This window comes from Streptomyces sp. NBC_00704 (genome assembly GCF_036226605.1).
Classification (GTDB): domain Bacteria; phylum Actinomycetota; class Actinomycetes; order Streptomycetales; family Streptomycetaceae; genus Streptomyces.
The window spans coordinates 3,032,239-3,057,611 of record NZ_CP109000.1 but is presented as its reverse complement, the minus strand read 5'-3'; the positions used below and the strand labels follow the sequence as shown (position 1 = coordinate 3,057,611).

Here is a 25,373-nt window from a genome sequence, read left to right as displayed (position 1 = left end):
TTGTCCGCTTGTGAGTCCCTGGTGAAGAGTTCGGCTGTGCTCATATCTTGCGACCCGGCCACTTGATCGAACATATCCAGGCGCGGCTCAACAGCGCCTGACGGGGGAGCAGTTCATATGAATACGCACGGGGGGAGACGTCGGCTGCGCACAGCCGGCGCGGTTCTCTGCGCAGCCTTGGCGCTGGCGACGGGCGCATCCCACAGCGCTCTTGCGGTGGGTGAACGGTCTGACGCCTCGTCCAGGGGAGCCGCCGAGGCCGCCGGGACCACCGACACGGGAAGAAAGGCCAGGACGCCCGCGGACGACGGCTCGGGCGAGGACATCAAGGCGCTGGCCGAGGCCGCGCGCACAGGCAAGCGCGTGGAGATCACCTCCCTTCGCGGCGAGAGCAGCGAGGTCTACGCCACCCCCGAGGGGCACCTGGAGGCACGCGAACACCTGCGCCCGGTGCGGACCCGGGTCGACGGTGTGTGGCGGGACATCGACACCACCCTGACCCGCGGAGCGGACGGAACGGTGGCGCCCAAGGCGGCGACCGTCGGCCTGACCTTCTCCGGCGGGGGGTCGGCCCCGCTGGTGCGGATGGCGAGGAACGGCCGCGAGCTGGCTCTGTCCTGGCCCGGTGAGCTGCCCAGCCCGGAGCTGAACGGGAACGCCGTCACCTACCCGGAGGTGCTGCCCGGCGTCGACCTGCGGATGACGGCACAGCAGGACGGGTTCACCCAGCTCTTGGTCGTCAAGTCCGCCGAGGCGGCGGCGAGCGCCGAACTGAATACCCTGCGCCTGAAGATGAACGCCGAGGGCATGCAGGTCAAGGAGACCGCCGAGGGCGGCCTGGCAGCGATCGACGACGGCGCCCGAAGCCCGGTCTTCGAGGCCCCTCGCCCGGTGATGTGGGACTCCAGCACCGAGGCCCCGGACACCACGTCAAAGTCTGCGTCTCCCGCCGGGTCCGCTCCGCAGGCGTCACCAGCCGCGCCGAAGCGCTCGACGGCCGCGGGCACCCGCCCCACGCCCGCCCCTGCCGCTTCCGCCGCCACCGTCGGTCCCGCCGAGTCCGAGGCCGTCGCCGCGGAGTCCGCGAACGTGGCGCCGGTCGCAGTGGACGTATCCGCCGGGCAGGACTCGCTCGTGCTGACGCCCGACCGCAGCGTGCTCAGGGGCAAGAACACGGTGTATCCCGTGTTCATCGATCCCCAGTGGTACTCCCCCAAGGCCTCGGCGTGGACGATGGCCTCCAAGTACTGGGCGTCCTCGCCGCAGTGGAAGTTCAACGGCGACCCGGACGCGGGCCTCGGCTACTGCAATTGGTCGTACTGCGCTCCGAACGACACCAAGCGGCTCTTCTATCGCATCCCCACCTCGAAGTTCGCCGGGCGGACCGTGCTGCAGGCGGAGTTCGTGGTCCGCAATACGTGGTCGGCGTCCTGCTCGGACCGCAGCGTCGAGCTGTGGCGCACCAAGGACATCTCCTCCGCGACGACCTGGAACTCGCAGAACGCGTCCGGTTTCTGGATCGACCACCTCAGGACGGCGTCCTTCGCCTACGGCTTCACCGGCTGTGCGGCGAAGGACGCGGAGTTCGACGTGAAGGCCGCGGTGCAGCAGGCGGCGGACAAGAAGTGGTCGACGATGACCTTCGGCATGAAGGCGTCGAGCGAGTCGGACGGATACGCCTGGAAGCGGTTCTCGGACGACGCCTACCTGCGTGTCCAGTACAACCGTCCGCCGTCGCAGGTCAAGACGGCTCAGCTGACCATGGAGTACGGCGGATCCTGCAAGGCGGCCGCCGGCGCCGCGCGCGTGCGTACGCTGGGCAAGATCTACGCCAACGACGTCACAGACCCGGACGGCGACTCCGTCTCCGTACAGTTCGCGGCGAGTTGGGATGCCGGTGACGGCAAGGGCGTGATCGCCCGTTGGAAGCCCGCCCTGACGACGGCGAAGAAGTCCGGCTCCGACTTCGTGCTCACCCTGCCGTCCTCCATCCCCACCAACAAGACGGTGAACTGGTACGTCCGCTCCTACGACGGCGCCCAGTACTCGTCGTGGTCGTCCACGGGCGCGACTGGCTGCTACTTCGTCTACGACACGAGCGTGCCCAAGGCGCCGACGATCTCCTCGGCCGCCTACCCGGCCTCGAACCCCGAGGACCCCGACGATCCCTGGTACGACGGAGTGGGCCAGTACGGCAACTTCACGGTCACCGGCGCGGTCTCCGACGTGACGAAGTACTGGTACGGCCTCAACGGCGACCCGGTCGCCGCCAACGCGATCGCGACGTCGGCCGGAGCGGCCAAGACCGTCCCCGTGCTGCCCCTCAAGCCGGGCCTCAACACCTTCACCGCACGCTCCTTCGACACCGCGGGCAACGCCTCCGAGATCCGCACCTACCAGTTCCGGGTCAAGGCGGGTCAGGTCGAACGGGCCGACTGGTCGATGAACGAGGCGGCCGGCGCCGGTCAGGCGGCGGGCACCGCGCCCGAGCAGGCAGCGACCCTGCGCAGCGGCCCCACACCGAACGTCGAGGGCCAGTTCGGCACGGCGGTGCAGTTCGACGGAGTCGACGACTACGCCGCCACCGACATCGCCACCGTCAACACCGACATCAGCTACTCCGTGTCCGCTTGGGTGAAGCTGTCCGCCATGCCTCCCGGATCGGCGGTCGTCGCTTCCCAACAGGGCAACCACAAGCCGGGCTTCGAGCTGTCCTACGCCAAGGCCGGCGACCGCTGGACGTTCACCCAGTACAGCGCCGACACCGCCACCGGCACCCCGGTCCAGGCCACGCAGGCCGCCGCCGGCGGGGTCAAGGCAGGCGAGTGGACCCATCTGGTCGGCGTCTACGCCGCCGGCGAGAAGCTGCTCAAGCTGTACGTCAACGGCACCCTGGCCGGTACGGCGGCCTACAGCACCCCATGGAACGCACGACGGGGCATGACGATCGGCGCCGGACTGGCCGGCGGCGCGCCCACGTCGTTCTTCCCCGGCGCCATCGACGAGCTGAAGACCTTCGAAAAGCCTCTGACGACCGCCGAGGTGTCGAGCCTGTACAGCTCGAACACGAGTGGCGGCCGTCCGGCCCGGATGGTCTTCCACATGGACGACGCGGCCGACGTGCCCGCGCTGAGCGGCCGGGCCGATGTGAACCCGGCCGTCCTCAAGGGCGGTGCCACCGCCGGCGCGGCCGGGGTGGACGGCAACGCGCTCACCCTGGACGGCACCGACGACTACGCCACCACGGGAACCCCACAGGTCAACACCTCCTACAGCTTCGCCGTCTCGGCCTGGGTGAAGCTGGCGAAGACCAAGCCGACCCACGCCGCGACCGTCGCCTCTCAGATCGGCGCCGTGGTGACGGGGCCGGAGCTGTACTACTCCAGCTCGTACGACCGATGGGTGTTCAACCAGCACAGCGCCGACACCGCCGACTCCACCGTGGTTCGGGCGGTCCAGCCCACGGGCACCACCGCGTACGGCGGGGAGTGGACGCATCTGGTGGGCGTGCAGGACACCGTCGCCCACACGCTCTCGCTGTACGTCAACGGGACTCTGGCCGGTACCGCCGTCCTTCCCTCGACCTGGTACGCCGGGGGCGCGGTACAGATCGGCGCCAGTGCCTTCGAGGGCAAGGCCACCTCGTTCTTCCCCGGCCAGATCGACGACGTGCGGCTGTTCGACCGACCGGTGTCGGCCGGTGAGGTGCAGCAGCTGTTCAAGCAGCGCGCGGTGGTCAAGGGCCGCTGGAAGTTCGAGACGGCCACCGGCAGCCCGCTGACGTCCCCCGACGCGTCGTCGGCAGGTAACTCCATGACCCTGTACAACGGAGCCCAGGCCGGCAAGGGCGGGGTCGACGCCGGCCTGGGCGGGGTCGACGGCACCGTCACGCTCGACGGCACGGACGACTACTCGGCCGCCGCGGTGGTGCCGGTGGACACCAGCGCCAGCTTCACCGTGAGCGCGTTCGTCCAGACGGCCGCCGTCCCGACGAGTCCGGTCACCGTCTTGAGCGCTCCGGGTTCCAAGAGGAGCGCTTTCGCGGTGCGCTACGAGCCCAGCGCCACCCCTTCAACCGATCCCGGCCGTTGGCGCATCGCCACGGCCGACTCCGACAGCGACTCGGCCGCGGTCACCGACGTCGGTAACGGCCTGTTCTACAGCCCCACCGACTGGAACCACGTGGCGCTCGTCTACGACGGTTTCTCCAAGGAACTCAGCCTCTACGTCAACGGTGAACTCCAGGAGACCGCCTGCGCCGACACCGACGGCGACGGGGCACAGGACGACGCGAGCTGCGCCGACACCGTCTCGTGGTCCGACAACGTACTGACCTACAAGGCGGCCAAGACCCTGCAACTCGGCCGGGACACGACCGGAGCCACGTCAGGCCAGTACTTCCCCGGTTCGCTCTCCGACGTCTGGATCTTCCAGGGCGCCCTGACGGAGACACAGATCGACCACCTCGCCGCCGGCCTGCCGGGCGTGGAAACGGTCGTACCCAGCGGCGACTGACCGGCACGGCAGCCCGGGGGCGGGACGCGCCGCCGATCGCGGCCCGTCCCGCCCCCCCCAGCCGACTTCTTCGCTCCGCCGTGCGCGGTTCCCCTCCGCCCCGGAGCACTCGAACGGGAGGAAGAAAGACCCCATGAAGACCAGATCACGCGAGAGAACGGTCCGGCCCTGGCGCCGGGTGGCCATCACCACGGCCGCCGTGCTGACCGCGACGCTGCTCCAGGCGTCGGGTGTACCGGCCGTCGCCCAGGGCTGGACCAAGCCGGCGCTGCCGAAGTCCGAGTCCCCGGTCGCGGGCGGTCCGGCGAGCAAGGCGCTGCCCCGCAAACTGACCAAGGGGCCCCGTACGCCCGCCGAGGCGCCCGCCACCAGGTGGCCCGAGGCGAACGCGGCGGCGGTGACGCTGCGCCCTGGGACGACGCGCGTCAAGGGACTCCCGCTCACCCTGGACACCAAGGTCAAGCGCTCCGCCGACGCGGCGACCGGCACCTACACCGTGACCTCGCTGCCCCGCGCGGCGGCGCGCAGGACGGGGGTCGACGGACCGGTCTTCACCCTGACCCCCGGCAGGGGCGGCGCACAGCATGCGGGCACGGTGCGTGCCGCACTCGACTACTCCTCCTTCGCCGGTCTGTACGGCGGCGGCTACGCGGACCGGCTGACCCTCGTCAGGTTGCCCGCCTGCGCGCTGACCACCCCACAGAAAGCACAGTGCCGTTCGGTCCAGCCCGTCGCGACCGTCAACGACACCGAGAAACAGACACTGAGGACGGAGGCCGTCCCCCTCAGCGCGAACACCGCGACCGTCCTGGCGGCGACCGCTTCGGCCGGCAGTGACAAGGGCGACTACAAGGCCACGTCGCTGTCCGCCTCGGCGACCTGGAGCACGGATCAGAGCAGCGGCTCGTTCGCTTGGTCGTACGACATGGCGGTACCGCAGGTGCCAGGCGGTCTGACACCGCAGGTCGGTCTGTCCTACTCCTCCGGCGGCATCGACGGCCGCACGGGAAACACCAACAACCAGGCCTCCTGGGTCGGCGACGGCTTCGACCTGTCGCCCGGCTTCATCGAGCGCAGCTACAAGGGGTGCGCGGACGACGGCGTCACCAACGCCGACGGCAACAAGCCGGGCGACCTCTGCTGGGCGTACGACAACGCGACGCTCTCGCTCAACGGCTCCGGCGGCGAACTGGTCCCCACCGGCGCCAACTCCTTCAAGCTGCAGAACGACGACGGCACGAAGGTCGACCGCATCTACGGCACCACGGCGGACGTCCGCTCCAACGGCGCCCGCAACGACGAGTACTGGCGGGTGACGAGCCCCGACGGGACGCAGTACTACTTCGGCTATAACCGGCTGCCCGGCTGGGCGAGTGGCAACGAGACCACCGACTCGACCTGGACCGTGCCGGTCTTCGGCAACAACTCCGGTGAGCCCTGCAACGCCTCCACGTTCGCGGCGTCCTGGTGCCAGCAGGGCTGGCGTTGGAACCTGGACTACGTGGTCGACCCGCACGGCAACGCGGTCGCCTACTACTACGACAAGGAAACCAACTCCTACGGCCGCAACCTCAAGGCGGCCGACGACACCCCCTACGTCCGCGGCGGCACCCTGGATCGCATCGAGTACGGGCTGAAGTCCACGGCCGTGTACTCGGCGAAGGCGCTCGCCAAGGTGAACTTCACCGACAGCGAGCGGTGCATCCCCGACAGCTCGACCACCTGCTCGTCCATCTCCACGGGCTCGCAGTACTGGTACGACACCCCGTGGGACCTGAACTGCGAGGCGGACACCGACTGCGACAAGGGCCGGTTCTCCCCGGCGTTCTTCACCCGCAAGCGGCTGACATCCGTCACCACCCAGGTCCTGGTATCGGGCTCCTACAGCAACGTCGACGGCTGGAAGCTCACCCACCGCTGGGGCATGGCCGACACCGACTACCAGCTGCTGCTCGACTCGGTCCAGCGCACCGGCTACAACGGCACGGCCTCGATTACCCTGCCGAAGATCACCTTCGGCTACACCCAGCTCGCCAACCGCCTCGACAAGATCGGAGACGGCTACGCCCCCTACATCAAGTCCCGGCTGTCCACCGTGGCGGACGAGTCGGGCGGCCAGATAGACGTCGGCTATTCCGAGCCGGTCTGTGACGCCACCGCGCTGCCCACCCCGGAGACCAACACCACCCGTTGCTTCCCGCAGTACATCGGCGGCAGCTCCACCGACGATCCCGACCGCCAGTGGTTCAACAAGTACGTCGTGAAGACGGTCACCTCCACCGACCGCACCGGCGGCGCCCCCGACCAAGTCACCATGTACGACTACCTGGACGGCGCGGCCTGGCACTACGACGATGACGACGGGATGACCAAGGAGAAGTCCAAGACCTGGTCGCAGTGGCGCGGTTACGGTCATGTGCGGGTGCGCACCGGCGGCCAGGGCGGCGCCTCGGCGATGAAGTCGCAGACCGACAGCTACTTCCTGCGCGGCATGGACGGCGACCGCAAGTCCGCCTCCGGCGGCACGAAGAGCGTGTCCGTCACCCTCGGCGCGGGCGAAGGCGACCCGATCACCGACCACGAGTCGCAGGCGGGCTTCGCGTACAAGACCGTCACCTACTCCGCTCCCGACGGCAAGGTCCTCTCCAAAACGGTGAACCGCCCCTGGTACAAGGAGACCGCGAAGAAGGTCCGAACCTGGGGCACCGTGACGGCCAACCTCACCGGCAACGACTCGAGCAGGTCCTGGACCTCGCTCGACGACGGCGCCGGCGTCAAGTGGCGCACCACCGGTACCTCCGACACCCACGACGCCGCCACCGGCCTGGTCACCCGGGCCGAGGATCTCGGTGACACCACGACCGCGGCCGACGACCAGTGCACCCGCACCACCTACGTCTCCGGCAGCGTCCCCCTCGACGCGCCCGCTCGGGTGGAGACGGTCGCCAAGGCGTGCGACGCCACCACCAGCCGCCCGGACGACGTCATGTCCGATGTCCGAACCGCCTACGACGGCGGGGCCTACGGCGCCGCGGCGACCAGGGGAGACGCCACCAGCACCGCGAAACTCAAGACGTACAGCGGCTCCAGTGCCCTCTACCTGGAGTCCACCTCCACCTACGACGGCTACGGCCGGGCGCTGACCACCACCGATCTGACCGCCAACGTCACCGTCAGCTCCGCCGGCGCGCTCACCAGGTCCGCCCGCACCGACGGCCGGACGACCACCACCGCCTACAACCCGACCACCGGCTTTCCCGCCAGCGGCTCCGTGACCACCCCGCCCGCCACCACGGGCGACAACACGACCACCCAGACGTCGACCACCGCCTACGACACCCTGCGCGGGCAACCGCTCACGGAGACCGACACCAACGGCAAGGTCATCACCTACGCCTACGACCCACTGGGCCGTACCGCCAAGGTGTGGCTGGCGGACCGACTCACGGGCCAGACCCCCAGCTACGAGTTCAGCTACACCATCACCGACGACAAGCCGGTCGTCGTGGCGACGAAGACGCTCGGCAACAACGGCGCCCAGGACACGACCTACGCCTTCTACGACGGATTCCTGCGGCCCCGGCAGACCCAGGCCCCCGGCCCGAACGGCGGAACGCTGCTCGCGGACACCTTCTACGACGAACGCGGACTGAAGTCGAAGGAGTTCGCCACCTACTACACCGACACCACCGCCCCCTCCACCACACTGTTCAAGCCCGAGAACGCGCTGACCGTCGAGACCCAGAACCGCTACACCTACGACGGCCTGGGCCGGGTGAGCGAGCTGAAGCAGATCGCCGGCAACGGCGACGGAGGAACCGTCCTCGGCGTCACGAAGACGATCTACGGCGGCGACCGCACCACGGTCGTCCCGCCGGCCGGCGGCACCGCGCAGACCAGCCTCACCGACGCTCGCGGCAACACCACCGAACTGCGCCTGCTCCACTCCCACGACCTCGACGCCGCCTACGACGCGACCTCCTACGGCTACTCGCCCCGAGGTGAACTGACCAAGGTCACCGACCCGGCGGGCAACGGCTGGACGTGGACGTACGACCTGATGGGACGGCTGACCGACACCATCGACCCCGACAAGGGCGCCGGCCACAACGACTACGACGACCGCTCCCATGTCACAAGCACCAGGGACGGCCGTGGCACGGTACTCGCGTACGTCTATGACGGCCTCGGCCGCAAGACCGAGCTGCGCGACAACTCCGCGACCGGCGCCTTGCGCGCCAAGTGGGTCTACGACACCGTCACCGGCGCCAAGGGCCACCTCGCGTCCAGCTCACGGTTCAGCGGCACTCAGGAATACAAGTCGAGCGTCGTCTCCTACGACCGGCAGTACCGGCCGCTGCGCTCCTCGGTGACGATCCCGTCGTCCGAGGGCGACCTGCAGGGCACCTATCTGTCGACGACCGCGTACAACGCCTCCGGCACGGTGCAGAGCATCGGCTACCCCAAGGCCGGTGCCCTGGCCGCCAACACCGTCACCCACACCTATGAGGACCACACCCTGCGGCCCATCGGGGTCAGCGGTCCGCTGAACCTGAAGTCGAGCACCAGCTACAGCCTCACGGGCAAGCCGCTGCAGTACGCCATGTCGGCGAACGGCGGCAAGACCACGCTCGAGACCGACACCTACCACTGGGGCACCCAGCGCCTGGAGACCTCACGGGTGGACCGGCAGGACGTTACGGGTGTCGACCAGTTCAACACCTACAAGTACGACGAGGCGGGGAACGTCCTCTCCGTCTCCGACACCTCCCGCTCCGGAACCGACAACCAGTGCTTCTCCTACGACTACTTCGGCCGGCTGAGCGAGGCGTGGGCCCAGTCGGCCACGGGCTGCTCCACCGCACCCAGCAGTGCCGTCGTGGGAGGCCCGGCCCCGTACTGGACGTCCTACAGGTACGACGAGGTCGGCAACCGGCTCTCCGAGACCCAGCACGCCACGGCCTCCGGCGCCTCGGACACCAGCCGCAACTACCACTACCCCGACCCGGGTAAGGCCCGGCCGCACACCCTCAGCTCGATCGACACCACCACCGGCACGGTCAAGTCCGCCGACAGCTTCACCTACGACGTCGGAGGCTTCACCCACACCCGGCAACTGGGCAACGGCACCTCCCAGACCCTGGACTGGGACGCCGAAGGCCACCTGGCGAAGGTCACCCAGCCGGTGGAGGGCGGCAGCGACAAGGTCACCGACTACCTCTACGATGCCGACGGCAACCGTCTGATCGGCCGCACCCCGACCGAGACCACCCTCTACCTCGGCGCCACCGAAGTCACCCTGGCCAAGGGCGCCACGACCGCCACGGGCACCCGCTACTTCGACGTCGGCGGCGGCCACCAGGCCGTCCAGGCCAACGACGGGTCCTTCTCCTTCACCCTGGCCGACCACCACGGCACGGCCCAGTTGTCCGTCGACGCCACCTCCCAGGCGCTGACCCAGCGTCGCGTTCTCCCGTTCGGCGGTCTGCGCGGCCCGGTCCCCGACACCTGGACCGGCACCAAGGGCTTCGTCGGGGGCACCACCGACACCGTCACCGGCCTGACCCACCTCGGCGCACGGGAGTACGACCCGGCGACGGGCCGCTTCCTGTCGGTCGACCCGGTCTTCACACCCGGCGACCCGCAGCAGATGCACGGCTACACCTACGCCAACAACAACCCCCTCACCTACTCCGACCCCGCGGGCACGGAGATCGGCTCGCGCCCCAACTCCTGCCAGTACGACGTCAAGTACTGCAGCAAGCACGAGCAGCAGGAAGTCGGCTACGACGCGAAGAGCGGGACGTCCGACTACCACCGCGGCAACATCTACAAGCGCTCCCACGCGGCGAAGAAGCACTGGGTCGCACAGAACACCCCGGTCACCAAGGACATCGACAAGCTTCAGAACTACTGGGCCAGCTCGATGGACGGGGAGTTCACCGACGACTTCTGGTACAACCCGGTCTACGAGTCGGCCAAGGCGGGCTCGGCCTGTTACGGACGCGAGGGCTGCCGCCAGGCCTACCTCTACGTGCTGCACACAGGCGACGCCGCCGACGCCAAGACGGCCAAGGAGATCGCGGCCACCTACTGCGTCTACAACGCGAGCCAGTGCGTGGACGAGGCCAAGGAAGTGGCACGCGGCAGGGTCATCGAAGGCATCACCAGCGAGTTGTTCATGGCCTATCTCGGCGGTGCCGCCGGAGCCGAGAGCAAGGTGGCCGGCGGCTGCCGGAACAGCTTCGATCCCCGTACCGAAGTCCTCATGGCCGACGGCACCACCAAGCCCATCGTCGACGTGAGGATCGGAGACAAGGTCCTCGCAACGGACCCCAAGACCGGCAAAAGCGGTCCGCGTACCGTGACGGCCGAACTTCTCCATCACGATGACGACCTCGTCGATCTGGAGGCCCGCGGCACCGACGGCAAGGTCGTCACCATCCGCACCACCGCTCACCATCCCTTCTGGGACGACACCGCGCACGCCTGGACCGAGGCCGGCCGACTCGCTCTGGGCCACACCCTGAAGAGCGCCGACGGCAGCCGGGTCTCCCTGATCGGCGTACTGGCCCGGCCCGGCGCGGCCGACATGTACAACCTCACCGTCGCCGACCTGCACACGTACTATGTGCTGGCGGGCGAGACTCCTGTGCTCGTGCATAACTCCGGAGGCTGCCCCGATCTGGATGCGCTTTCGCAGAGTGGAATGCGTCCAGCCAAGGGGAAGACGACTCATGCAGGGCGTGAATACCAGAAGCATATGAACCGCGGCGATCTTCCTGTGGTTCCCGGCAAGGAGTTGAAGACTGCCGGACAGGATTTGTTGGACGACATTCTGACCAATCCGCAAACCGCTACGTCCGCTGTCAATTCCGGCAACTTCGCGGGCGGAACGCGGTATATCATGCCGGACCCTGCTGGTGGGCGCGGGATCGGTGCAACCTTCGACGCAAATGGACAGTTCCAATACTTCGGGCGGTACTAGGCATGTTGGTAATCGAGCCGTGGGATGCAAAGGCGCGCGGCGACGCTAGTCTCGCTGACCTTCGGGGTGCGATCGCGGGGGCGTCTGTGAGTGCGGTCCGCTACGTAGTTCCGCAGGGGGAAACCTGGCCCGAAGGGCATAGGGAGGATCGTGCTCATGAAGTCGACATGGCCGTTGATCTGGTCATGAGCACCGGGGCTGCACTGTCCCTGTCTTGGGCGATGGATGGCCTCAACGAAGGGATGGCAATCGAGTTCAGGGAACCTGGAGAGTCGGACGCCGACTTGCCTGGGGACACTGTCGACGTGAGCGACCATCTCGATTGGGGGAGGTTCCTTGGGGCGGATATTGTGGAAATCATTCCTGCCTGGCACGTTCCCAACGACGGGTGTCCTGAAATGCCGTGGGCGTATCGCCTTGGATTCTCCAATAAGTCAAGCCTGGTTATTGCTCTAGGGGCGGCTGAGGGGGAGGGGTTCACGTATATGCCTGACGAGCTGGTCGTGTTCTTCGACGAGAGTCTCGCGGCTTCCTATACGATCCCAGCGAGTGATACTTCTTCACGCGGATAGGTTGAACCGAGTCAAGGGTTTCGGTACGCGCCTGTTGCGGGACGCCCAATAGTCAGGCATTTAAATTGCTCGGGAAAATAGATCAAACAGGCCCCGCCGGAATGATCTCCGGCGGGGCCTGGCGTCTTGTGACGGCAACGGTGACGGCAACGTCAGCGGACGACGGCTGCGGTGGGCGGGTCGTCCGGGGCGTCGGTCTGGCTGAGGATGCCCCCGAGGGTGTCGATGGCCTGGCGCTGGAGGCGGAGGCGTACGTGGGCGTAGACGCCGGCGGTGACGCCGATGTGGGCGTGGCCGAGGAGTTCCTTGATGACGACGAGATCGACGCCTTGCTCCAGGAGCAGGGTGGCGGTCGAGTGTCGGAGGTCGTGGAAGCGGATCGTCCGGAGCCCTGCGCTGTGGAGGAGGCGGTGGAAGCGGCGGGTGAGGTTGGTGGGGTCGAGCGGCCTGCCATTCCGGGTGGTGAAGACGAGGCCGTTGTCTGTCCAGCCCGTTCCGGCCGCCTGGCGCTCTTCCTGTTGCTGTTCCTGGTGGATCTTGAGGGAGTTGACGCATTCGGTGGGGAGGGCGATGCGCCGTTCGGAGGCCAGGGTTTTGGTGTTCAGGACGGTCAGGCCCTGGCTGCGGGTGCGTTGGAGGGAGCGGTGGATGGTGGCGGTGCCGCCGTCGAGGTCGAGGTCTTCCCAGTGGAGGCCGAGGAGTTCGCCTTTGCGGAGTCCGGTGCGCAGGGCGAGTTCGTACAGGGGGTGAAGCCGGTCGCCGTTGGCAGCCCGGAGGAGTTGCCGGGCTTCGGCGGCGGTGAGGGGCTGGAAGCGCCTGGGGCGGGGTGTGGTCGTCTTGACGTTCCGGGCGACGTTGCGCGGAAGCTCATCCTCGCGGACGGCGTGTTCCAGCGCGGACTTGAGCACGGCGTGGACGTACGTCACGGTCAGCGGCGAGAGCCGCTTTCCGCAGCACTGGCCGATGGTGCAGCAAGACCGCCGAACGGAGTCCCGGTCCTGGGCGCAGCACTGGCAGGTGGTGCGGAGCCCGTCGAGGAAGGTGCGGACGTCGCGGGTGGTGAGCCGGGCGAGCTTCTTGACGCCTAGGCCGGGATTGAGGTGGAGACGGATGGAGGCCGCGTAGCGGTTGTGGGTGTTCTCCCGCAGGTGGTGAACAGCGACGCCGTCCAGCCAGTACGCGAGGTAGGCGCTCACGGTGCTGTCGGCTGCGGCGATGGGAAGGCCGCGGTTGCTGGCGGCGATCTTCTCGGTGAGCTTGGTTATCGCGTCTTTACGGGTAGCGCCGTAGACCCGGACGCGCCTGCAGGTGTTGCCGGGGGCGAGGACGTATCCGGCGGCCTCCCAACGGCCGTCCTTGCGCTGGTAGACGGTCCCGTCGCCGTTCGCACGGGTGCGGGAGCGGCGGGACGGAGCGGGGCGGGCTGTGGTCATCAGGCGGCTTCCTGGTCGAGGCAGGTGCGGATGAAGTCGGTGAGGGCGTGGGTGGGGATGCGGCGGGCTCGGCAGAGGGTGAGGGAGGGGAGTTGGTGGGTGCGGAGGAGGTCGTAGACGGCGGTGCGGCCGAGTTGGAGGCGGGCCATGACCTGGGGGACGGTGAGGAGTTCCGTGCCGGCGGTCACGCGATGGCCCTTGACCGGACGGCACTGGTCAGCCGATCAGAGTGACCGACCGGGTGACCGGCGCGGTCACTGGAGCGCTTCGAGCGCCGGGTGTGGGGCGGTTGCTCGGGTCGGGTCAGCCGTGTTGCGGCCAGGAGGTCGGCGAGGTGTTCGAGTTCGGGTAGGAGGCCGGTTCCGGCGTACTGCCAGTGGGAGATGACCAGCGTCGTGTCCGAGTCCACGCGCTGACCGGCGCTGTAGCGGTGATCGGGACGGTGACCGGGGGCCAGGTCAGTGGGGTGTCCGGTGCGGTCACCGATCGGGCTGCCGCCTGTCTGACCGGCCTGCGTCTCCGCCGACGCCGACGCCGATGCGGGGGCGGGGGCGGGGGCGGGGGCGGGGGTGGGGGTCTGGGTGTCGGGTCGGCTGGTCCGCCAGGCGGTGCGTTCGGCTCGGAGGTGGGCGAGGGTGGTGGAGTAGTGGCGGGTGCGGGTGGAGAAGTGGCCGCGGAAGCCGAGCATGTGGGCCCATTGGCGCAGGCGGAGGTGGGCGTGCTGGGGTCGGGTGGCGGGCGTGGTCGGTGATGTCGTGGGTGGCGAGTTCGGCGAGGAGGCGGAGGCGGCGGTCGAGGGTGCCGGTGGTGGTCTCGGCGCCTTTGGTGGCGTACTTGGCGATGTAGGCGGCGACGTGCCGCTCGGTTACCGGGCCGCCACCGGTGAAGTCAGTGCCGCGGATCGCCCGGACGTCGGTCTGCCGCCCGAACCGGAACACCAACCACCGCGCCCGATCTGAGGCTTGGGGCAGGGACGCGGGGAGGTGTCCGGCGGGCTGCGGCTGCTTCGGCGGTTCGCCCTCGTGGTGGACGCGGGTGCGTTGGGCGGCGGCGCGGACGGCGTGGTCGAGGAGCCCGGTGGTGGCCCAGTCGGGTGGGGTGCTGGTGGGGCCGGTGGGTCCGTCGAGGCGGATGACGGCGTGGAAGTGGACCTGGCCGCGTTTTTGGTACTCGGCGACCTTGGCGTAGGAGAGCGTGGCGTGGTGGCGCAGGGTCCGTTGCGTGAGCCCGGCGGCCTTAGCGATCTCGCGTCGCAGGTGGGTGGTGAAGCGTGCCCACAGGGCCGGGGCGTGCGCGTTCCACAGCACTGCGCCCGCGTAGTCGTAGCGGTCGGGGTCGAGCGGGGTGCCGAGGAGCGGGTCGTCGTCGGGGTGGACCTGACCGCAGTGGCAGTGGCCGGTGTCGGGCTGGTTGTGGACGGGCCCGAAGCCGGGCGCGGTGAGGGTGGCGAACACGCGCGGGTGCGCGGCGACACTGGTAGGGACGGTCTTGCCACCGCGCAGTCCGGCGGCGATGAGCTGGTAGGTGTCGTAGCGGTAGATGGTGGAGCATGCGGGGCAGCGGGTGGCACGGCGGTTGCCGCAGCGGACCAGCAGTTCACCCGCCGGGAGTCGGCCGGAGTCGAAGTGGTCGAGGATCGCACCGGTAACGGCGTCCAGGCGCGTACGGTGCCCGGTCAGGCGGATCGGATGCGCGCAGCCGCCGAGTCCGGCTATCTGTCGTGCGAGGGGTGCGAGTTGGCCGGTGGCGGCGAGCTTCGCCAGCCTGGCGGTGAGCCGGGCGCGACGCTCCAGCGCCCGCCCTGTCGCCGCAGAGGCGGTGACGTCCGCCGGGTAGCTCGGCGTCGTGAACGCCGACGGCGGACGCGAGACGGTTGGAATGGTCGCGGGATACGGGAGTTGAAGCTGTGCGGGCATGCGGAAAGCGGCCTTTCGGCGGGAGCGCGGAAGCGGTACGGCGCGGGGTGGCGTGGGCAGCCCGAAGTGATCGGCTCACAGGGAACGGGGGGCGCCTCGGAGTTGGGCGCGGGGGCCGGACCAGTAAGGGCTGGTCGGCGGGGCGCGGTGTTGATCACCGGCGGGTGCGTGACGTTAACATCGGCCCCCAGGCGCATTCAAGTGCATCCCTCCTCATTCCTTTCTGTGGGCGGCGGGACGCGGGTAGTGTGGGGCCGGTTTCCCGGTTTGGACGGGCCGGAAATAGCTGATACACGGCACGGAAGACGGCGGGGTGGCGGGCGTAATGGCGACGCGGCGCGGGCGTAGGCCGACGGGCGGCGGGGTGCAGCTGACGTTCGAGGTCATCGCCGAGACCCTGTGGGAGCAGATCCGCTCCGGCGGGCTGCGGCCGGGGGACGCGCTGCCGACGCAGGCCGGGCTGATGCGGGAGTTCGGGGCCTCCAGCCTGACCGTGCAGAAGGCCATGACCCTGCTCAAGCAGGAGGGGTGGGCGGTCTCCCGTCCCGGCAAGGGCGCCTTCGTCGCTCACTACGACCACACCAAGGACGAAGGCCCGGGGGAGGCGAGCGCTCCTGCGGGCGGGACCACGGCCCGCGTTGAGGCGTTGGAGCAGGCGCTGGCCGAGGCCGTCGAGCAGCTCGCCGAACTCCGCGCCCGTGTCGAGTCCCTGGAGACCAGCGACCGCTGACCCCATTGCCGGATGGGGGCGGAGGGCGTGCGTTCAGATTTTCTCTACGAGGTTCAAGGCGGGCCCCGCCCGCATTGGCTGACCGCCGTCGCCGACAAGCCCGCCGTTCGCTCGGGAGGCCAGCCGCCCCGGCAAGGGAACGGTCCAGGACTGCGAGAGCGGCAACCGGTCAGATTGCCGGGATGACCGGAACCGGGCTCCTGGCGGAGCAAGTTGTCGCCTACGACCGTCCTACGGCCGGATCGTACGCACAGGGGCTGGCCAGGGGGCCGTCCCTCATGGTTGTCGCCGGTCTCACCGAGGGCGGTGGTCGGCGTTGCCTCCGGCGGGGAGCGAAGCTCCCGGCCGCCCGTCGGGGGCCGCCCCCTCCCGCCCCGGCCCCGTGCCGCAAGACTGGGCGACGCACCAGCCAGGCCGTACGCTGCCTCTCCCGCTCGGGCCTGATCCTGCCGAAAGAAGCCGACCCTGCGCCGCCTCGGCCGGTTGCCGCTGGGTTTGCGGGCGGCGCCGTGGCATCAGGACGAAGGGGGGGAGTGCGGGGGTGTGCGCCGCTGGAGCGGCTGCGGTCGCGGCGACGGCACACGACCTGAACTGCGAAGTCGCGCTCTTGCACCCCGTGCCATATATCATCGGAGATATGGACAGCGGGCGGTACTCGATCGAGATCGAGCCGGAGGTGCGGCTGTGGCTGGAGAACATTCCCGCCCATCAGTACAAGCAGGCCGAACGCGTCGCCGACCTGCTTGGCGAGCAGCCCACCACGCTCGACGAACCGCACTCCCGCCACCTGGGCGGCAAGCTCCGCGAGCTGCGCTTCCGCCTGGGCGATGCCCATCAGCGGATCACCTACTGGCTGGCGCCCGGCCGACGAGTCGTGCTGCTCACCGTGTTCCGCAAGACCAAGATGCGCGAGCAGGCCGAAGTGGACCGCGCCCACGCCGCACAGCGATTGTGCGAGGTAGAGCACGAAGCCGCCGCCGAGCACGACCTCTACAGCCGCGACCTCAAGGAGAACCGATGAACCACAGCGAATGGAGGACCCGCCGCCACCGCCATCTGCTGGGCGAACACCTGGACGCTGACCCCGAGTACGACCGGGTCTACGAAGAGGCCGGCCTCGCCATGACGTTGGGCAAGGCCGTCTACGACCGGCGTAAGCAGCTGGGCCTGAGCGAGGCCGACCTCGCCGAGCGCATGCACGTCGACGTCGATGACATCGAAGCCATCGAGACGGCCACCGAACTGCCGCCCATCGCGGTCATCATGCGCCTGGCCCGCGCACTGGACCTCACGGTGGACGTGCACCTCGCCGGCGGAGACGAGCCCACCGTCACCATCGTCGCCCCAGCGGCCTGAGGCGGGGAGGAACCATGCAGGACCCGCCTTCCGCGCTCGCCCGTGAGCTCGGGCAACTCGTCCACGACCGCCGCATCGAGCTCGGGCTGTCCCAGGCCGAGCTGGCCGAGCGGTGCGGGATGAAGCAGCCGCAGATCTCCCGCTTCGAAGGCGGCGGGACCGTACCCACGCTGCCCCTCCTGCGCCGCCTGGCTCACGCTCTCGGCGCCGACCTGACCATCAGCCTCACCCCACACGACAAAGCCGCTTGACACGCATTCGGAATTCCTGGAATTCCCCAGGCGGTGTAGACCACTGACGGCAGTAGCGACGGCAACACCAGCAGACTCCAGCGCACGAGCACGAACATCCGGCGACTGTCAAATCACCTGCTGCCCAGCAAACTTGCAGGTAGGAGCGGCCTGACCTGCACACGTACTATGTGCTGGCCGGTGCGACGCCGGTCCTGGTCCACAACTGCAGCATCTCGATGGACGAGGCCGTGAGCCGAGCCGTGGCACACGTCGGTGACCATGCGACGGTGGTGCGGTCCGGCAGCGGCGGAGTCCAGTTCATGAGCGTGTCGACCGACGCGTCCGGGAACCAGGTCAGGAAGATCGCGAGGTTCGACGTGAACCCCGAAAGCGGGCACGTCCAGAAACTCGGGCCGCACCTGAACCTGGAGACCCAGGTCAATGGGAAAACGGTCACCAGCGGTCCGCTCAAGGATCCGCACACGGCGATCGACCCGTCCACGATCCGGTCCGGCGACTACTGGCCGTAGGCGAAGAGAGAGGCGTGACGGTGAAGGTTTTGCGCGGTGACTCCACCGGGGAGCTGGAGCTCTCCGGAACCCGCTCCGAACTGCTGGCCCTGGGCCGGGAGTTGCGGAACGGGCACGGGGAGTTTCCCCTTGAGGAGGTCTCCGATCCGTTCCCCTACAGCAGGTCGTTGGCACGGATGAGTGTCCGGCGAGCAAGCGGGAAGATCATGATCTCGTCGTCCGGAGACAGCGAATGCCTCGATGTCCAAGGCGGAGAAGAGGCCTTCGCGCTCCTCGCCGACAACATCGAGGGCTTCGCCTCGGAGGCGGACGGGGACGACCACCTTCACGTGGACTACTACCCGGACCACGACTATCTGGCCGAAGGGTCGGGATCGGTGGTCGTCGCCCTCGGTTAGCCGCAGGACCGCTCACCCGGTCACGAACGCCCTTGCCCGGCCCGTTCTCCACGGGCCGGGCAAGGGCGTTCTCGGCGGCCGGCGACCTCGGCCGGAACAAGGTCCGCGCGGCCGCCGCGAGACGCGCGCGCTAGCTCCGCCCGGCCCGGCGGCGCTCGTCCGGCTCCAGCCCCCGCTTGTCGACGACGGCGCGTTCCAGCACGGCCGCGGAGTCGGAGACCGTCCCCGCCTTGGCCCGCGCGGTGTCCCGGCTGAAGACGGTGCGCTCGCCCAGGTAGTCCAGGGTGCGGGCGTCGAAGATCCACTCGGTGCGGGTGCCGTGCCGCACGTCCTCCCGGGCGATGGCGATGCCGTGACGTCCGACGGCGTCCACCGCGTCGTCCACCTCGGTGACGCCGGGGATGCGGGCGGTGGCCTTGAAGAAGGCGGCGGCCGTCGCGGACGGCATGACCTGCTCCCCGATCAGATCCCCGATCCGGTCGAAGACCTCCTGGTCGCGGTCGTCGCCCTTCTCCACCGGGGTCTCGCGGTAGAGCCGCTTCAGCAGGCGCCCGGGTTCGGTGGGCAGCGAGGCGAGCCAGGCGTAGGTGGGCCGCCGGGCGCCGGCCGGCACGGCGGAGTCCCTCGGGTTCGTCCCGTCCGGCACGCCGACCTCGATCGGCCAGTCCTGTCCGTCCTCCCGGATCAGCCCGACGTCGACCACGGGCCCCTGCTCCTGCGAGAACCACACCTGCCGCTCGTGCAGCGGCCCGAGCTTCACGGGCTTCTCCCACTCGCCCACGTTCTCGGCGACCCGGCTGCGCACGTAGACGAACTGGTCCTCCCGCACCGGCCGCACGACCGTGTCCATGGCGACGGCGGCCATCCGGTCCAGCGTGACGACGGCGCTGCGACCGACGGCCGGGCGGGTGCCGGAAGCGCCCGCCCGCGTGTCCGGGTCCCCGCCGTGCCGGTCCGCGCCGACGCCGAGCGTGAGCCCGGCCGCCAGCGCGACGGCGACGGCCCCGGCGACGAGAGCGGACCGCGCCGGCCGGGACAGCGGGCCGGGGCGACGGGCCGGGCGGGCACCGGGCAGCCGCCGTGCGCCCTCCGTCCCGTCCTGGAGATCATGTCGATCACGGTCGATGAGCTGCATCAGAACGTCCTTGTGATGGGAACGACGCCCGGGAGGCAGTACCTGCTCGACGGGCCCGGCGGGCAACAGCCGCGCCAGTTCCCCCAACTCGTCGAGTTCCGCGCGCTCACCCTGCTCGGGTCCGGCCGGAGTGGCGTTCATCGGGCTTCCTCCTGAAGGGGCAGGACCGCGAACGCGGTCTCACTCTCTACCTCTCCGCGACGGGAACGCGGTTCCATAAAACCCGTATGCGAGGAATGCGGCGTATGCCTCCCGCGTTCCTCCGCGTCCATGAACTCCCGCAGCCGGGCCCGCGCCCGCGACAGCCGGGACCGCACCGTCCCGACGGGAACGCCGAGCGCCTCGGCGGCCTGCGCGTAGTCGAGCCCGCCCCACACGCACAGCGCGATGACCTCCCGCTCGTGCCGCCGGAGCCGTCCCAGCACCCGTCGTACGTCGGCCAGCCGCCGGGCGTCGTCCACCCGGCCCGCGACGTCCTCGGCGAAGTCGTCGACCTCCTGGGACGCCGACGCCCGCCGGGCGAGGAAGGCGAGCCGGCGCCGCAGACTCCGGTCGGCGTTGCGCGCCTTGTTGGTGGCGATCCCGAACAGCCAGGGCCGCAACGACCCACCCTCGACGGCCACGTCCGCCCGCCCCCGCCAGGCGGCGAGAAACGTCTCCGACATGACCTCCTCGGCCACCGACCAGTCGCCGGTCAGCCGCAGGGCATGGTTGTAGACGGCGGTCGCGTACAACTCGTAGAGCTCCCCGAAAGCGGCCCGCTCCCCCTTCCGGACCCGCCCCCGCAACCGAACCCCGTCGTCACCATCGCCCGACGCCACTTCACTGTCTCCGTTGGACCTCACACCCCTACCTCTCCGCCCCACGGAGCAGGTTCCGGTGGCGTCGGTCACAGCCCCTGACCCGGGTGCCCGTACAGGTACCACGACTGCGACTGCGACTGCGACTGCGACTGCGACTGCGACTGCGACCGCGACCACGACCGTGTCCGTGTCCGTGTCGGTGTCGGTGTCACGGAGCCTCAGTCTCGGTCTCACTCTCAGTCCAGGGTCATCCGCCCCGTCATGAGGACTTCGTGGTTGGCGAACAGCGCGTCGAGCGGGAACCGCCGACGAACGTGTGCGGTCCACTTGACGTCCGGCAGGTCCGAGTACGCCTTGACCACACGGGCGCGGCTCGCCTGGGTGAGGATCCAGCGGGCCCGGTCCTGGGCCTGGGTCCGGCCTCCGAGGTCGGCGGCGAGCCGCCAGAGCTCGTCGCCGTCGGACTGTTCGTCCACGACGCCGACGACCCCGATGTCACCGAGCCCGCGGGCATCGCCGGATCGGGTGGAGTAGGCGACGACGAGATGGCGGAGCGGGAACACGGTGACGCGGCCGGTGGCGGTGAACTCTGTCAGGCCCATGGGTGTGTCCGTTCTTACGCCGGGGCGGAGTCGGCCGCGGGGACGGACGACTCCGGCTGGTGGAAGGGCGCGTCGGCTGTCAGCAGCCGTCGCCGTCGCCGCAGCATGCGGGTGGGTTGCACTCGGCGGCCGTGCCCCACAGCCCTTCGTCGACCTCGAAGCCCGCGGCACGGATCCGGCCCACGACGTCGGTCATCAGCCCGCGCGTACGGACTGTGGCCTTCGGCTGGTGATGCAGGAAGTAGCCGAAGCTGCGCTCGCACCACTCGGCGTACCAGCCGGTGTGCAGGATCAGCGTGTGCCACCCGGGATCGACCAGCCGCGACGGCGCCATGCTCGCTCCGTCGCCACTGGTCCCCATGACGAAGACGAGCGCCAGGGCCTGGTCGACGACCCGCTCGGCGACACAGCGCTCCAGGCCGTACTCGTCGGCGCAGAACGCGGCGAGCGTGCCGAACTCGGCGCCGGTGACCAGAGAACGGCCGGTGCGGGTCTCGGTGGCGACCGCGGTGAGTGTCATGGGATGGACTCCTTCACAGTTGGAGGACCTTCGGACAGCCCTCTCCCGGAACTCCGCCGGAACTCCGCCTGCCTGTCGCGTACTCGGGGAGTCGGGTGAGGGGACTTGGCGAACGGCTGCCTGACCGGGGCAGCCGGGCGACGCTCGAAGTAGCACGTGGTGAGGCGCTTGTGTGCGGGCGTCGTGAGGCGGCCGCGTATCGGGCTCAGGTCTGCCTGGTGACGACAGCGCGGTCACTGCAAGTGCGCCGGAAGAGGGCATGACCCGACATGGCCGCGTGCCGCATCGCCCACTCAGCACACACTTCGTCCGTCCTGGCGGTCTGTGACTCGCCACAGCCGTCAGTGGCGCAGAAGATGTCCCACGTCACACCGCTCTCGGGTACGTGCGCGATGGTGTAGTCGACGAATCGCCACCGGGAACGGAGGGCCGTCACAGCCGCCTCGCGTTCAGCTCGTTCACACGTGCACGCAGACGGTCGTTTGCGTCAGCCAGTCGGAGCCCGTCAGAGTCCGCTTCCCACGTCTGACCTCCGCCCAACGGGCGCAGCAAGGCCTGCCCTTTCCGGCGTGCCACGACCTCCCCGACACGGTCCCGGACCACGTCGTAGAAGAGCTCACCCACGCCGGGACTGGATGTCTCCGGCCCCGAAACAGCGTTGTCTGCCATACACATCACGCTAGGAACGGGCGCTGTGCCACCTCAACGAACGTGCCAGTACTTGCCGGGAATCATGCGAGCGAGTCGATCGCCGAGGTGATCAGTTGGCGAGCCGCGGATCCGTGGACAGCCAACTCCGAGAGTGCTGTGAAGGTCTGCGCATACTGGTCGATCTCGTGGGTCTGCCTGACGGTCAGGTGCGCGGAGACCAGCTCGACGTTGACTACTTCTCCGTCGTACAGGAAGAAGCCCTCCACGGGCCAGATACGAGAGCGGTCGGCCGTCCGGGGGATGATCCCAAGGGAGACCGAAGGGTACGAAGCAGCGGTGAGCAGATGGCCGAGCTGTCCTGCCATGACGTCGGGGCCGCCGATGCGGTGGTGGAGGGCAGCCTCCTCCAGCACGATGGCGAAGCTGTGGTCGCCTTCGTGGACGACGTGCTGCTTGGCGAGCCGGACACGCACCGCTTCCTCCACGTCATCGACCAGCCGCCGACGGTCGCGGATCGCCCGGAGCAGCGCCTCGATGTAGGGGCCGGTCTGGACAGGTCCGGGAATGAGCCAGGACGAGTAGATGCGGAAGCGGCGGGTGCGTTCCCAGAGCGGCACCACTGACTCCTGCGCGCGACGGAGCCCGGCGCGCTCCATGCGCCGCCACTCCACGTGCATGCCGTCTATGCCGCGCAGCGTCGTCACGAGATCGACGGCGAGGTGGGGCACTCCGCAATGCAGTGCCCAGGCTCGCAGATCTGCTTCGGAGGGGCTACGGGCTCCACTCTCGTACCGGGAGCACTTGGATTCGTGCCAGCCGGCGAGGGCGGCCAACGCCCGCGCGGTCAGCCCGGCGTCGAGCCGGATCTCACGCAGGCGTCGGCCGAGGGTCCTGCGGGCTTCCTGAACGCTGGAGTACGGGGATGACATGTTCTCGGGTGTGGACTTCTCGCGCCGATCACACGATCCGGTAGTCGGCGTGAGGCACGCCGAGCTCCCACACCGACTCGAAGGCGTCGGCGCACAGCTTCACCTCGTGAGGGTCCGTGCTGGTGGAGGGCTCCAGCCACTCCCCCTCGCCGTCGAAGTGGTTCACCAGCAGCAAGGAGGAGTCGAACAGCCAGAAGTCGTTGCCGGGCAGAGTGATGCCGGTTGCCCTCCTACGCGGCAGCCAGCGCACGTCCTCGCCTGCGGCGATGTTCAGGCCGTCCGTGACCTCGTACTCGAACCGGATGTACCGGCTCACCGGCTCGGACACGATGCGAGCCCGGCGCACCTTCACACCCCGCCTCGTCGCGTCGGAGACCAGGGCGAGCCAGTCGCCCCACCTGTCGGCGGGGTCGATGGCGACGTCGGCGAGCCAATCCCTGTACGCCGGGTCCGATTTCATGTAGGCGTCCCGCATCTCCAGATGCACTGCGGACTCGCGGCAGTCGCGGAACAGTTCCTCAAACGTCGGCACCGCGGTCACCCTGCACCTCCAAGAAGAACTGGACCATGCGCCGTGGAATCTCCACGACGGACTCGTGACCGGGAATGTCCATCTGGTTGAGCCGTCCGTCGTCCACCACCTTCCAGCCCTGTACGAGGTAGGTGTCCGTCTCCTCGTCCAGATACACCGTGGGGGAACCACCGCTTGGGCTCTCAGGATCCTTGCCGAGCTTACGCAGGGCCATGGGGTCCACCTCCGTCGTGGGTGACGATCCGTATGCCAGAGCCTGCCGACCCAACACCCAGGAGGACAGAAGCTTGCCAGAACTTGCCAGACACGACGGCGCCTTCTGGGACTGCTGCCCGGTAGGCACCGTCAGCGGACTTCCAGCCCATCCCGCCGCAACGCCGCTATGAAGGAACCCCACGCGTGATGCTGGACGGCTATGACCGGCCCGTGCGGGCACTTGGAGTCGCGCACCAGGAAGCTGGCCTCGCCTCGCGCGCACTCCACGCACTCAGTTCCACTGCCCCCGCTGTGGGAGGACTTGAACCATTCGCGCGGGGAGGGCGAGGTCATCAGGACTCCTTGCTTATGCGGTCAATGGCCTGTGCTGAGGACTCCAGGTCGAGCGCCTGCGCACTGAGGTATTCGAACGCCAACCTATAGCGCTCCAGCTCCGGCGGTTTCTCCATGAACAGCCCGCCCCCGATCAGGTCCACGTAGACCACGTCCAACTCTCTGGACGGGCCCCGCAGGACCGCGAAGCTGCCGACGGCCGCCGCATGTGCCCCCTTGGAGAACGGCAGAACCTGGACGGTCACATGGGGGCGTTGGGACGCTGCAAGGAGGTGGTGGAGTTGCTCCCGCATGACGTCGCGGCCGCCCACCCGGCGGCGCAGTGCTGCCTCATCGATGACGCACCAGAGGTGGGGCGGCTCCTCCCGGTCCAGCAGTTCCTGCCGCTTCATGCGAATGTCGACCATGTGCTGAACCTCCTGCTCCGCGCACTGCACTTCCGAGGCCCGATGTACGGCCTCGGCATAGGCGCGTGTCTGGAGAAGGCCGGGGATGTACATGCAGGCGTAGTGGTCCTCGCGGACGACTTCGTCCTCGAGTGTCAGCATGAGATTCATGGACTCAGGGATGGGGTCGGCAAGTGAGCGCCACCAACCCTGGATCTTGGCGCCCTTGGCGAGTTCGACCAGCGCCAGCCGTTCTTCGTCAGAGGCCTCGTACTCGCGGCACAGCGCGTCGACCGCAGGCCACTTGACGATGCCTTCCTTGGTTTCGTAGCGGCTCAACGTCGCCTTGGAGATCCCCACGCGTGAGCCTGCCTCTTCCAGAGGGAGCCCCTTCGCCTCGCGTAGACGACGGAGGGCGGCGCCGAGTTGGCGTCTGCGGGTGGTGGGTCCAACTGCCATGTCCAAGGCCCTTCATGTGGATCGTAAGGATCGTGCTGGTTGCCGGAGCTCGGGACAAGACGGCGTGCGCGGGGGCGCGTTCCCGGGATCCGCGCTCCTTTCCGCTCCTGATGAGAGTTCCATTTTGAGAGTTTCA

Annotated in this window: 20 protein-coding genes and 2 pseudogenes; 9 read left to right on the top strand and 13 right to left on the bottom strand. The window is 69.0% G+C overall.

Translation table 11 applies throughout. The features are described from left to right. The first annotated feature begins 117 nt into the window (after positions 1 to 117). The 3 genes from OG802_RS13380 to OG802_RS13370 all read left to right on the top strand — a co-directional run bounded on the left by OG802_RS13380 (position 118) and on the right by OG802_RS13370 (position 12,075). Positions 118 to 4,515 carry a LamG-like jellyroll fold domain-containing protein gene (locus OG802_RS13380; RefSeq protein ID WP_443055233.1) on the top strand — a complete coding sequence of 1,466 codons (4,398 nt, stop codon included), beginning with the start codon at positions 118 to 120 and terminating at the stop codon, positions 4,513 to 4,515. Positions 4,516 to 4,648: 133 nt separating this feature from the next. After that, a complete protein-coding gene (locus tag OG802_RS13375) occupies positions 4,649 to 11,503 on the top strand; it encodes a polymorphic toxin-type HINT domain-containing protein (RefSeq protein WP_329410362.1) in 6,855 nt (2,284 codons plus the stop codon). Positions 11,504 to 11,670: 167 nt separating this feature from the next. Beyond that, entirely contained in the window at positions 11,671 to 12,075 is a 405-nt protein-coding gene (locus OG802_RS13370; RefSeq protein ID WP_329410360.1) for a hypothetical protein, read from the top strand. Between the two features lie 152 nt (positions 12,076 to 12,227). On the opposite strand, the gene OG802_RS13365 is transcribed toward OG802_RS13370, so the two are convergent. The 3 genes and pseudogenes from OG802_RS13365 to OG802_RS13355 form a co-directional block, all read right to left on the bottom strand. After that, positions 12,228 to 13,508, bottom strand: a complete 1,281-nt coding sequence (locus OG802_RS13365; RefSeq protein WP_329410358.1) for a tyrosine-type recombinase/integrase — start codon at positions 13,506 to 13,508, stop codon at positions 12,228 to 12,230. Then, positions 13,508 to 13,696 carry a helix-turn-helix domain-containing protein gene (locus OG802_RS13360; RefSeq protein ID WP_329410355.1) on the bottom strand — a complete coding sequence of 63 codons (189 nt, stop codon included), beginning with the start codon at positions 13,694 to 13,696 and terminating at the stop codon, positions 13,508 to 13,510. The genes OG802_RS13365 and OG802_RS13360 overlap by 1 nt, the downstream gene beginning before the upstream one ends. Further along, positions 13,693 to 15,424, bottom strand: a pseudogene (locus OG802_RS13355) (replication initiator). The gene OG802_RS13360 and the pseudogene OG802_RS13355 overlap by 4 nt, the downstream one beginning before the upstream one ends. 364 nt (positions 15,425 to 15,788) lie before the next feature. Between OG802_RS13355 and OG802_RS13350 the strand changes: the two are divergent. The 6 genes and pseudogenes from OG802_RS13350 to OG802_RS13325 all read left to right on the top strand — a co-directional run bounded on the left by OG802_RS13350 (position 15,789) and on the right by OG802_RS13325 (position 18,671). Next, the gene (locus tag OG802_RS13350; protein WP_329410353.1) at positions 15,789 to 16,154 is read left to right on the top strand and encodes a GntR family transcriptional regulator; all 366 of its coding nucleotides are present in this window, start codon (positions 15,789 to 15,791) and stop codon (positions 16,152 to 16,154) included. 637 nt (positions 16,155 to 16,791) lie between these two features. Then, positions 16,792 to 17,175: a type II toxin-antitoxin system RelE/ParE family toxin gene (locus OG802_RS13345; protein ID WP_329410351.1), complete on the top strand. Its 384-nt coding sequence runs from the start codon at positions 16,792 to 16,794 to the stop codon at positions 17,173 to 17,175. Then, positions 17,172 to 17,510, top strand: coding sequence for a helix-turn-helix domain-containing protein (locus OG802_RS13340; RefSeq protein ID WP_329410349.1), 339 nt, complete (start codon positions 17,172 to 17,174; stop codon positions 17,508 to 17,510). Before OG802_RS13345 ends, OG802_RS13340 begins: the two co-directional genes overlap by 4 nt. Before the next feature lie 35 nt (positions 17,511 to 17,545). After that, positions 17,546 to 17,761 (top strand): annotated as a pseudogene (locus tag OG802_RS13335) (helix-turn-helix domain-containing protein); the annotation flags it as partial. 302 nt (positions 17,762 to 18,063) lie between these two features. Beyond that, positions 18,064 to 18,273, top strand: a complete 210-nt coding sequence (locus tag OG802_RS13330) for a hypothetical protein (RefSeq protein ID WP_329410347.1) — start codon at positions 18,064 to 18,066, stop codon at positions 18,271 to 18,273. 14 nt (positions 18,274 to 18,287) lie between these two features. After that, a complete protein-coding gene (locus OG802_RS13325) occupies positions 18,288 to 18,671 on the top strand; it encodes an Imm32 family immunity protein (RefSeq protein ID WP_329410345.1) in 384 nt (127 codons plus the stop codon). Between the two features lie 130 nt (positions 18,672 to 18,801). Here the strand turns inward: OG802_RS13325 and OG802_RS13320 are convergent, their stop codons facing one another. From OG802_RS13320 to OG802_RS13280, 10 genes are all read right to left on the bottom strand, one after another. After that, complete coding sequence (locus tag OG802_RS13320) at positions 18,802 to 19,947, bottom strand: CU044_5270 family protein (protein ID WP_329410343.1); 1,146 nt, start codon at positions 19,945 to 19,947, stop codon at positions 18,802 to 18,804. Next, the gene (locus tag OG802_RS13315; protein ID WP_329417039.1) at positions 19,944 to 20,594 is read right to left on the bottom strand and encodes an RNA polymerase sigma factor; all 651 of its coding nucleotides are present in this window, start codon (positions 20,592 to 20,594) and stop codon (positions 19,944 to 19,946) included. The genes OG802_RS13320 and OG802_RS13315 overlap by 4 nt, the downstream gene beginning before the upstream one ends. Positions 20,595 to 20,845: 251 nt before the next feature. After that, positions 20,846 to 21,211, bottom strand: coding sequence for a hypothetical protein (locus OG802_RS13310; protein WP_329410341.1), 366 nt, complete (start codon positions 21,209 to 21,211; stop codon positions 20,846 to 20,848). Between the two features lie 79 nt (positions 21,212 to 21,290). After that, complete coding sequence (locus OG802_RS13305) at positions 21,291 to 21,731, bottom strand: hypothetical protein (protein ID WP_329410339.1); 441 nt, start codon at positions 21,729 to 21,731, stop codon at positions 21,291 to 21,293. A gap of 205 nt (positions 21,732 to 21,936) precedes the next feature. Further along, the gene (locus OG802_RS35945) at positions 21,937 to 22,167 is read right to left on the bottom strand and encodes a DUF7848 domain-containing protein (RefSeq protein WP_443055232.1); all 231 of its coding nucleotides are present in this window, start codon (positions 22,165 to 22,167) and stop codon (positions 21,937 to 21,939) included. A 295-nt stretch (positions 22,168 to 22,462) separates the two neighbouring features. Continuing rightward, positions 22,463 to 23,311 (bottom strand): DUF5753 domain-containing protein, encoded by an 849-nt coding sequence (locus OG802_RS13300; protein ID WP_329410337.1) that lies wholly within the window; start codon positions 23,309 to 23,311, stop codon positions 22,463 to 22,465. Between the two features lie 28 nt (positions 23,312 to 23,339). Then, positions 23,340 to 23,852: a DUF6879 family protein gene (locus OG802_RS13295; protein ID WP_329410335.1), complete on the bottom strand. Its 513-nt coding sequence runs from the start codon at positions 23,850 to 23,852 to the stop codon at positions 23,340 to 23,342. After that, positions 23,830 to 24,057, bottom strand: coding sequence for a hypothetical protein (locus tag OG802_RS13290; protein WP_329410334.1), 228 nt, complete (start codon positions 24,055 to 24,057; stop codon positions 23,830 to 23,832). The genes OG802_RS13295 and OG802_RS13290 overlap by 23 nt, the downstream gene beginning before the upstream one ends. Before the next feature lie 131 nt (positions 24,058 to 24,188). Beyond that, entirely contained in the window at positions 24,189 to 24,392 is a 204-nt protein-coding gene (locus OG802_RS13285) for a DUF397 domain-containing protein (protein WP_329410332.1), read from the bottom strand. Continuing rightward, on the bottom strand, positions 24,392 to 25,237 hold the full coding sequence (locus OG802_RS13280; protein WP_329410330.1) for a helix-turn-helix domain-containing protein: 846 nt from the start codon (positions 25,235 to 25,237) through the stop codon (positions 24,392 to 24,394). Before OG802_RS13280 ends, OG802_RS13285 begins: the two co-directional genes overlap by 1 nt. Positions 25,238 to 25,373: the final 136 nt, after the last annotated feature.

What these genes read in the sequence shown, in the direction of transcription:
- OG802_RS13380 (WP_443055233.1), top strand. Translation starts at nt 118, where the DNA reads ATGAATACGCACGGGGGGAGACGTCGGCTGCGCACAGCCGGCGCGGTT.
- OG802_RS13375 (WP_329410362.1), top strand. Translation starts at nt 4,649, where the DNA reads ATGAAGACCAGATCACGCGAGAGAACGGTCCGGCCCTGGCGCCGGGTG.
- OG802_RS13370 (WP_329410360.1), top strand. Translation starts at nt 11,671, where the DNA reads ATGGCCGTTGATCTGGTCATGAGCACCGGGGCTGCACTGTCCCTGTCT.
- OG802_RS13365 (WP_329410358.1), bottom strand. Translation starts at nt 13,508, where the DNA reads ATGACCACAGCCCGCCCCGCTCCGTCCCGCCGCTCCCGCACCCGTGCG.
- OG802_RS13345 (WP_329410351.1), top strand. Translation starts at nt 16,792, where the DNA reads ATGGACAGCGGGCGGTACTCGATCGAGATCGAGCCGGAGGTGCGGCTG.
- OG802_RS13340 (WP_329410349.1), top strand. Translation starts at nt 17,172, where the DNA reads ATGAACCACAGCGAATGGAGGACCCGCCGCCACCGCCATCTGCTGGGC.
- OG802_RS13330 (WP_329410347.1), top strand. Translation starts at nt 18,064, where the DNA reads ATGAGCGTGTCGACCGACGCGTCCGGGAACCAGGTCAGGAAGATCGCG.
- OG802_RS13320 (WP_329410343.1), bottom strand. Translation starts at nt 19,947, where the DNA reads ATGAACGCCACTCCGGCCGGACCCGAGCAGGGTGAGCGCGCGGAACTC.
- OG802_RS13310 (WP_329410341.1), bottom strand. Translation starts at nt 21,211, where the DNA reads ATGGGCCTGACAGAGTTCACCGCCACCGGCCGCGTCACCGTGTTCCCG.
- OG802_RS13305 (WP_329410339.1), bottom strand. Translation starts at nt 21,731, where the DNA reads ATGACACTCACCGCGGTCGCCACCGAGACCCGCACCGGCCGTTCTCTG.
- OG802_RS13300 (WP_329410337.1), bottom strand. Translation starts at nt 23,311, where the DNA reads ATGTCATCCCCGTACTCCAGCGTTCAGGAAGCCCGCAGGACCCTCGGC.
- OG802_RS13290 (WP_329410334.1), bottom strand. Translation starts at nt 24,057, where the DNA reads ATGGCCCTGCGTAAGCTCGGCAAGGATCCTGAGAGCCCAAGCGGTGGT.
- OG802_RS13285 (WP_329410332.1), bottom strand. Translation starts at nt 24,392, where the DNA reads ATGACCTCGCCCTCCCCGCGCGAATGGTTCAAGTCCTCCCACAGCGGG.
- OG802_RS13280 (WP_329410330.1), bottom strand. Translation starts at nt 25,237, where the DNA reads ATGGCAGTTGGACCCACCACCCGCAGACGCCAACTCGGCGCCGCCCTC.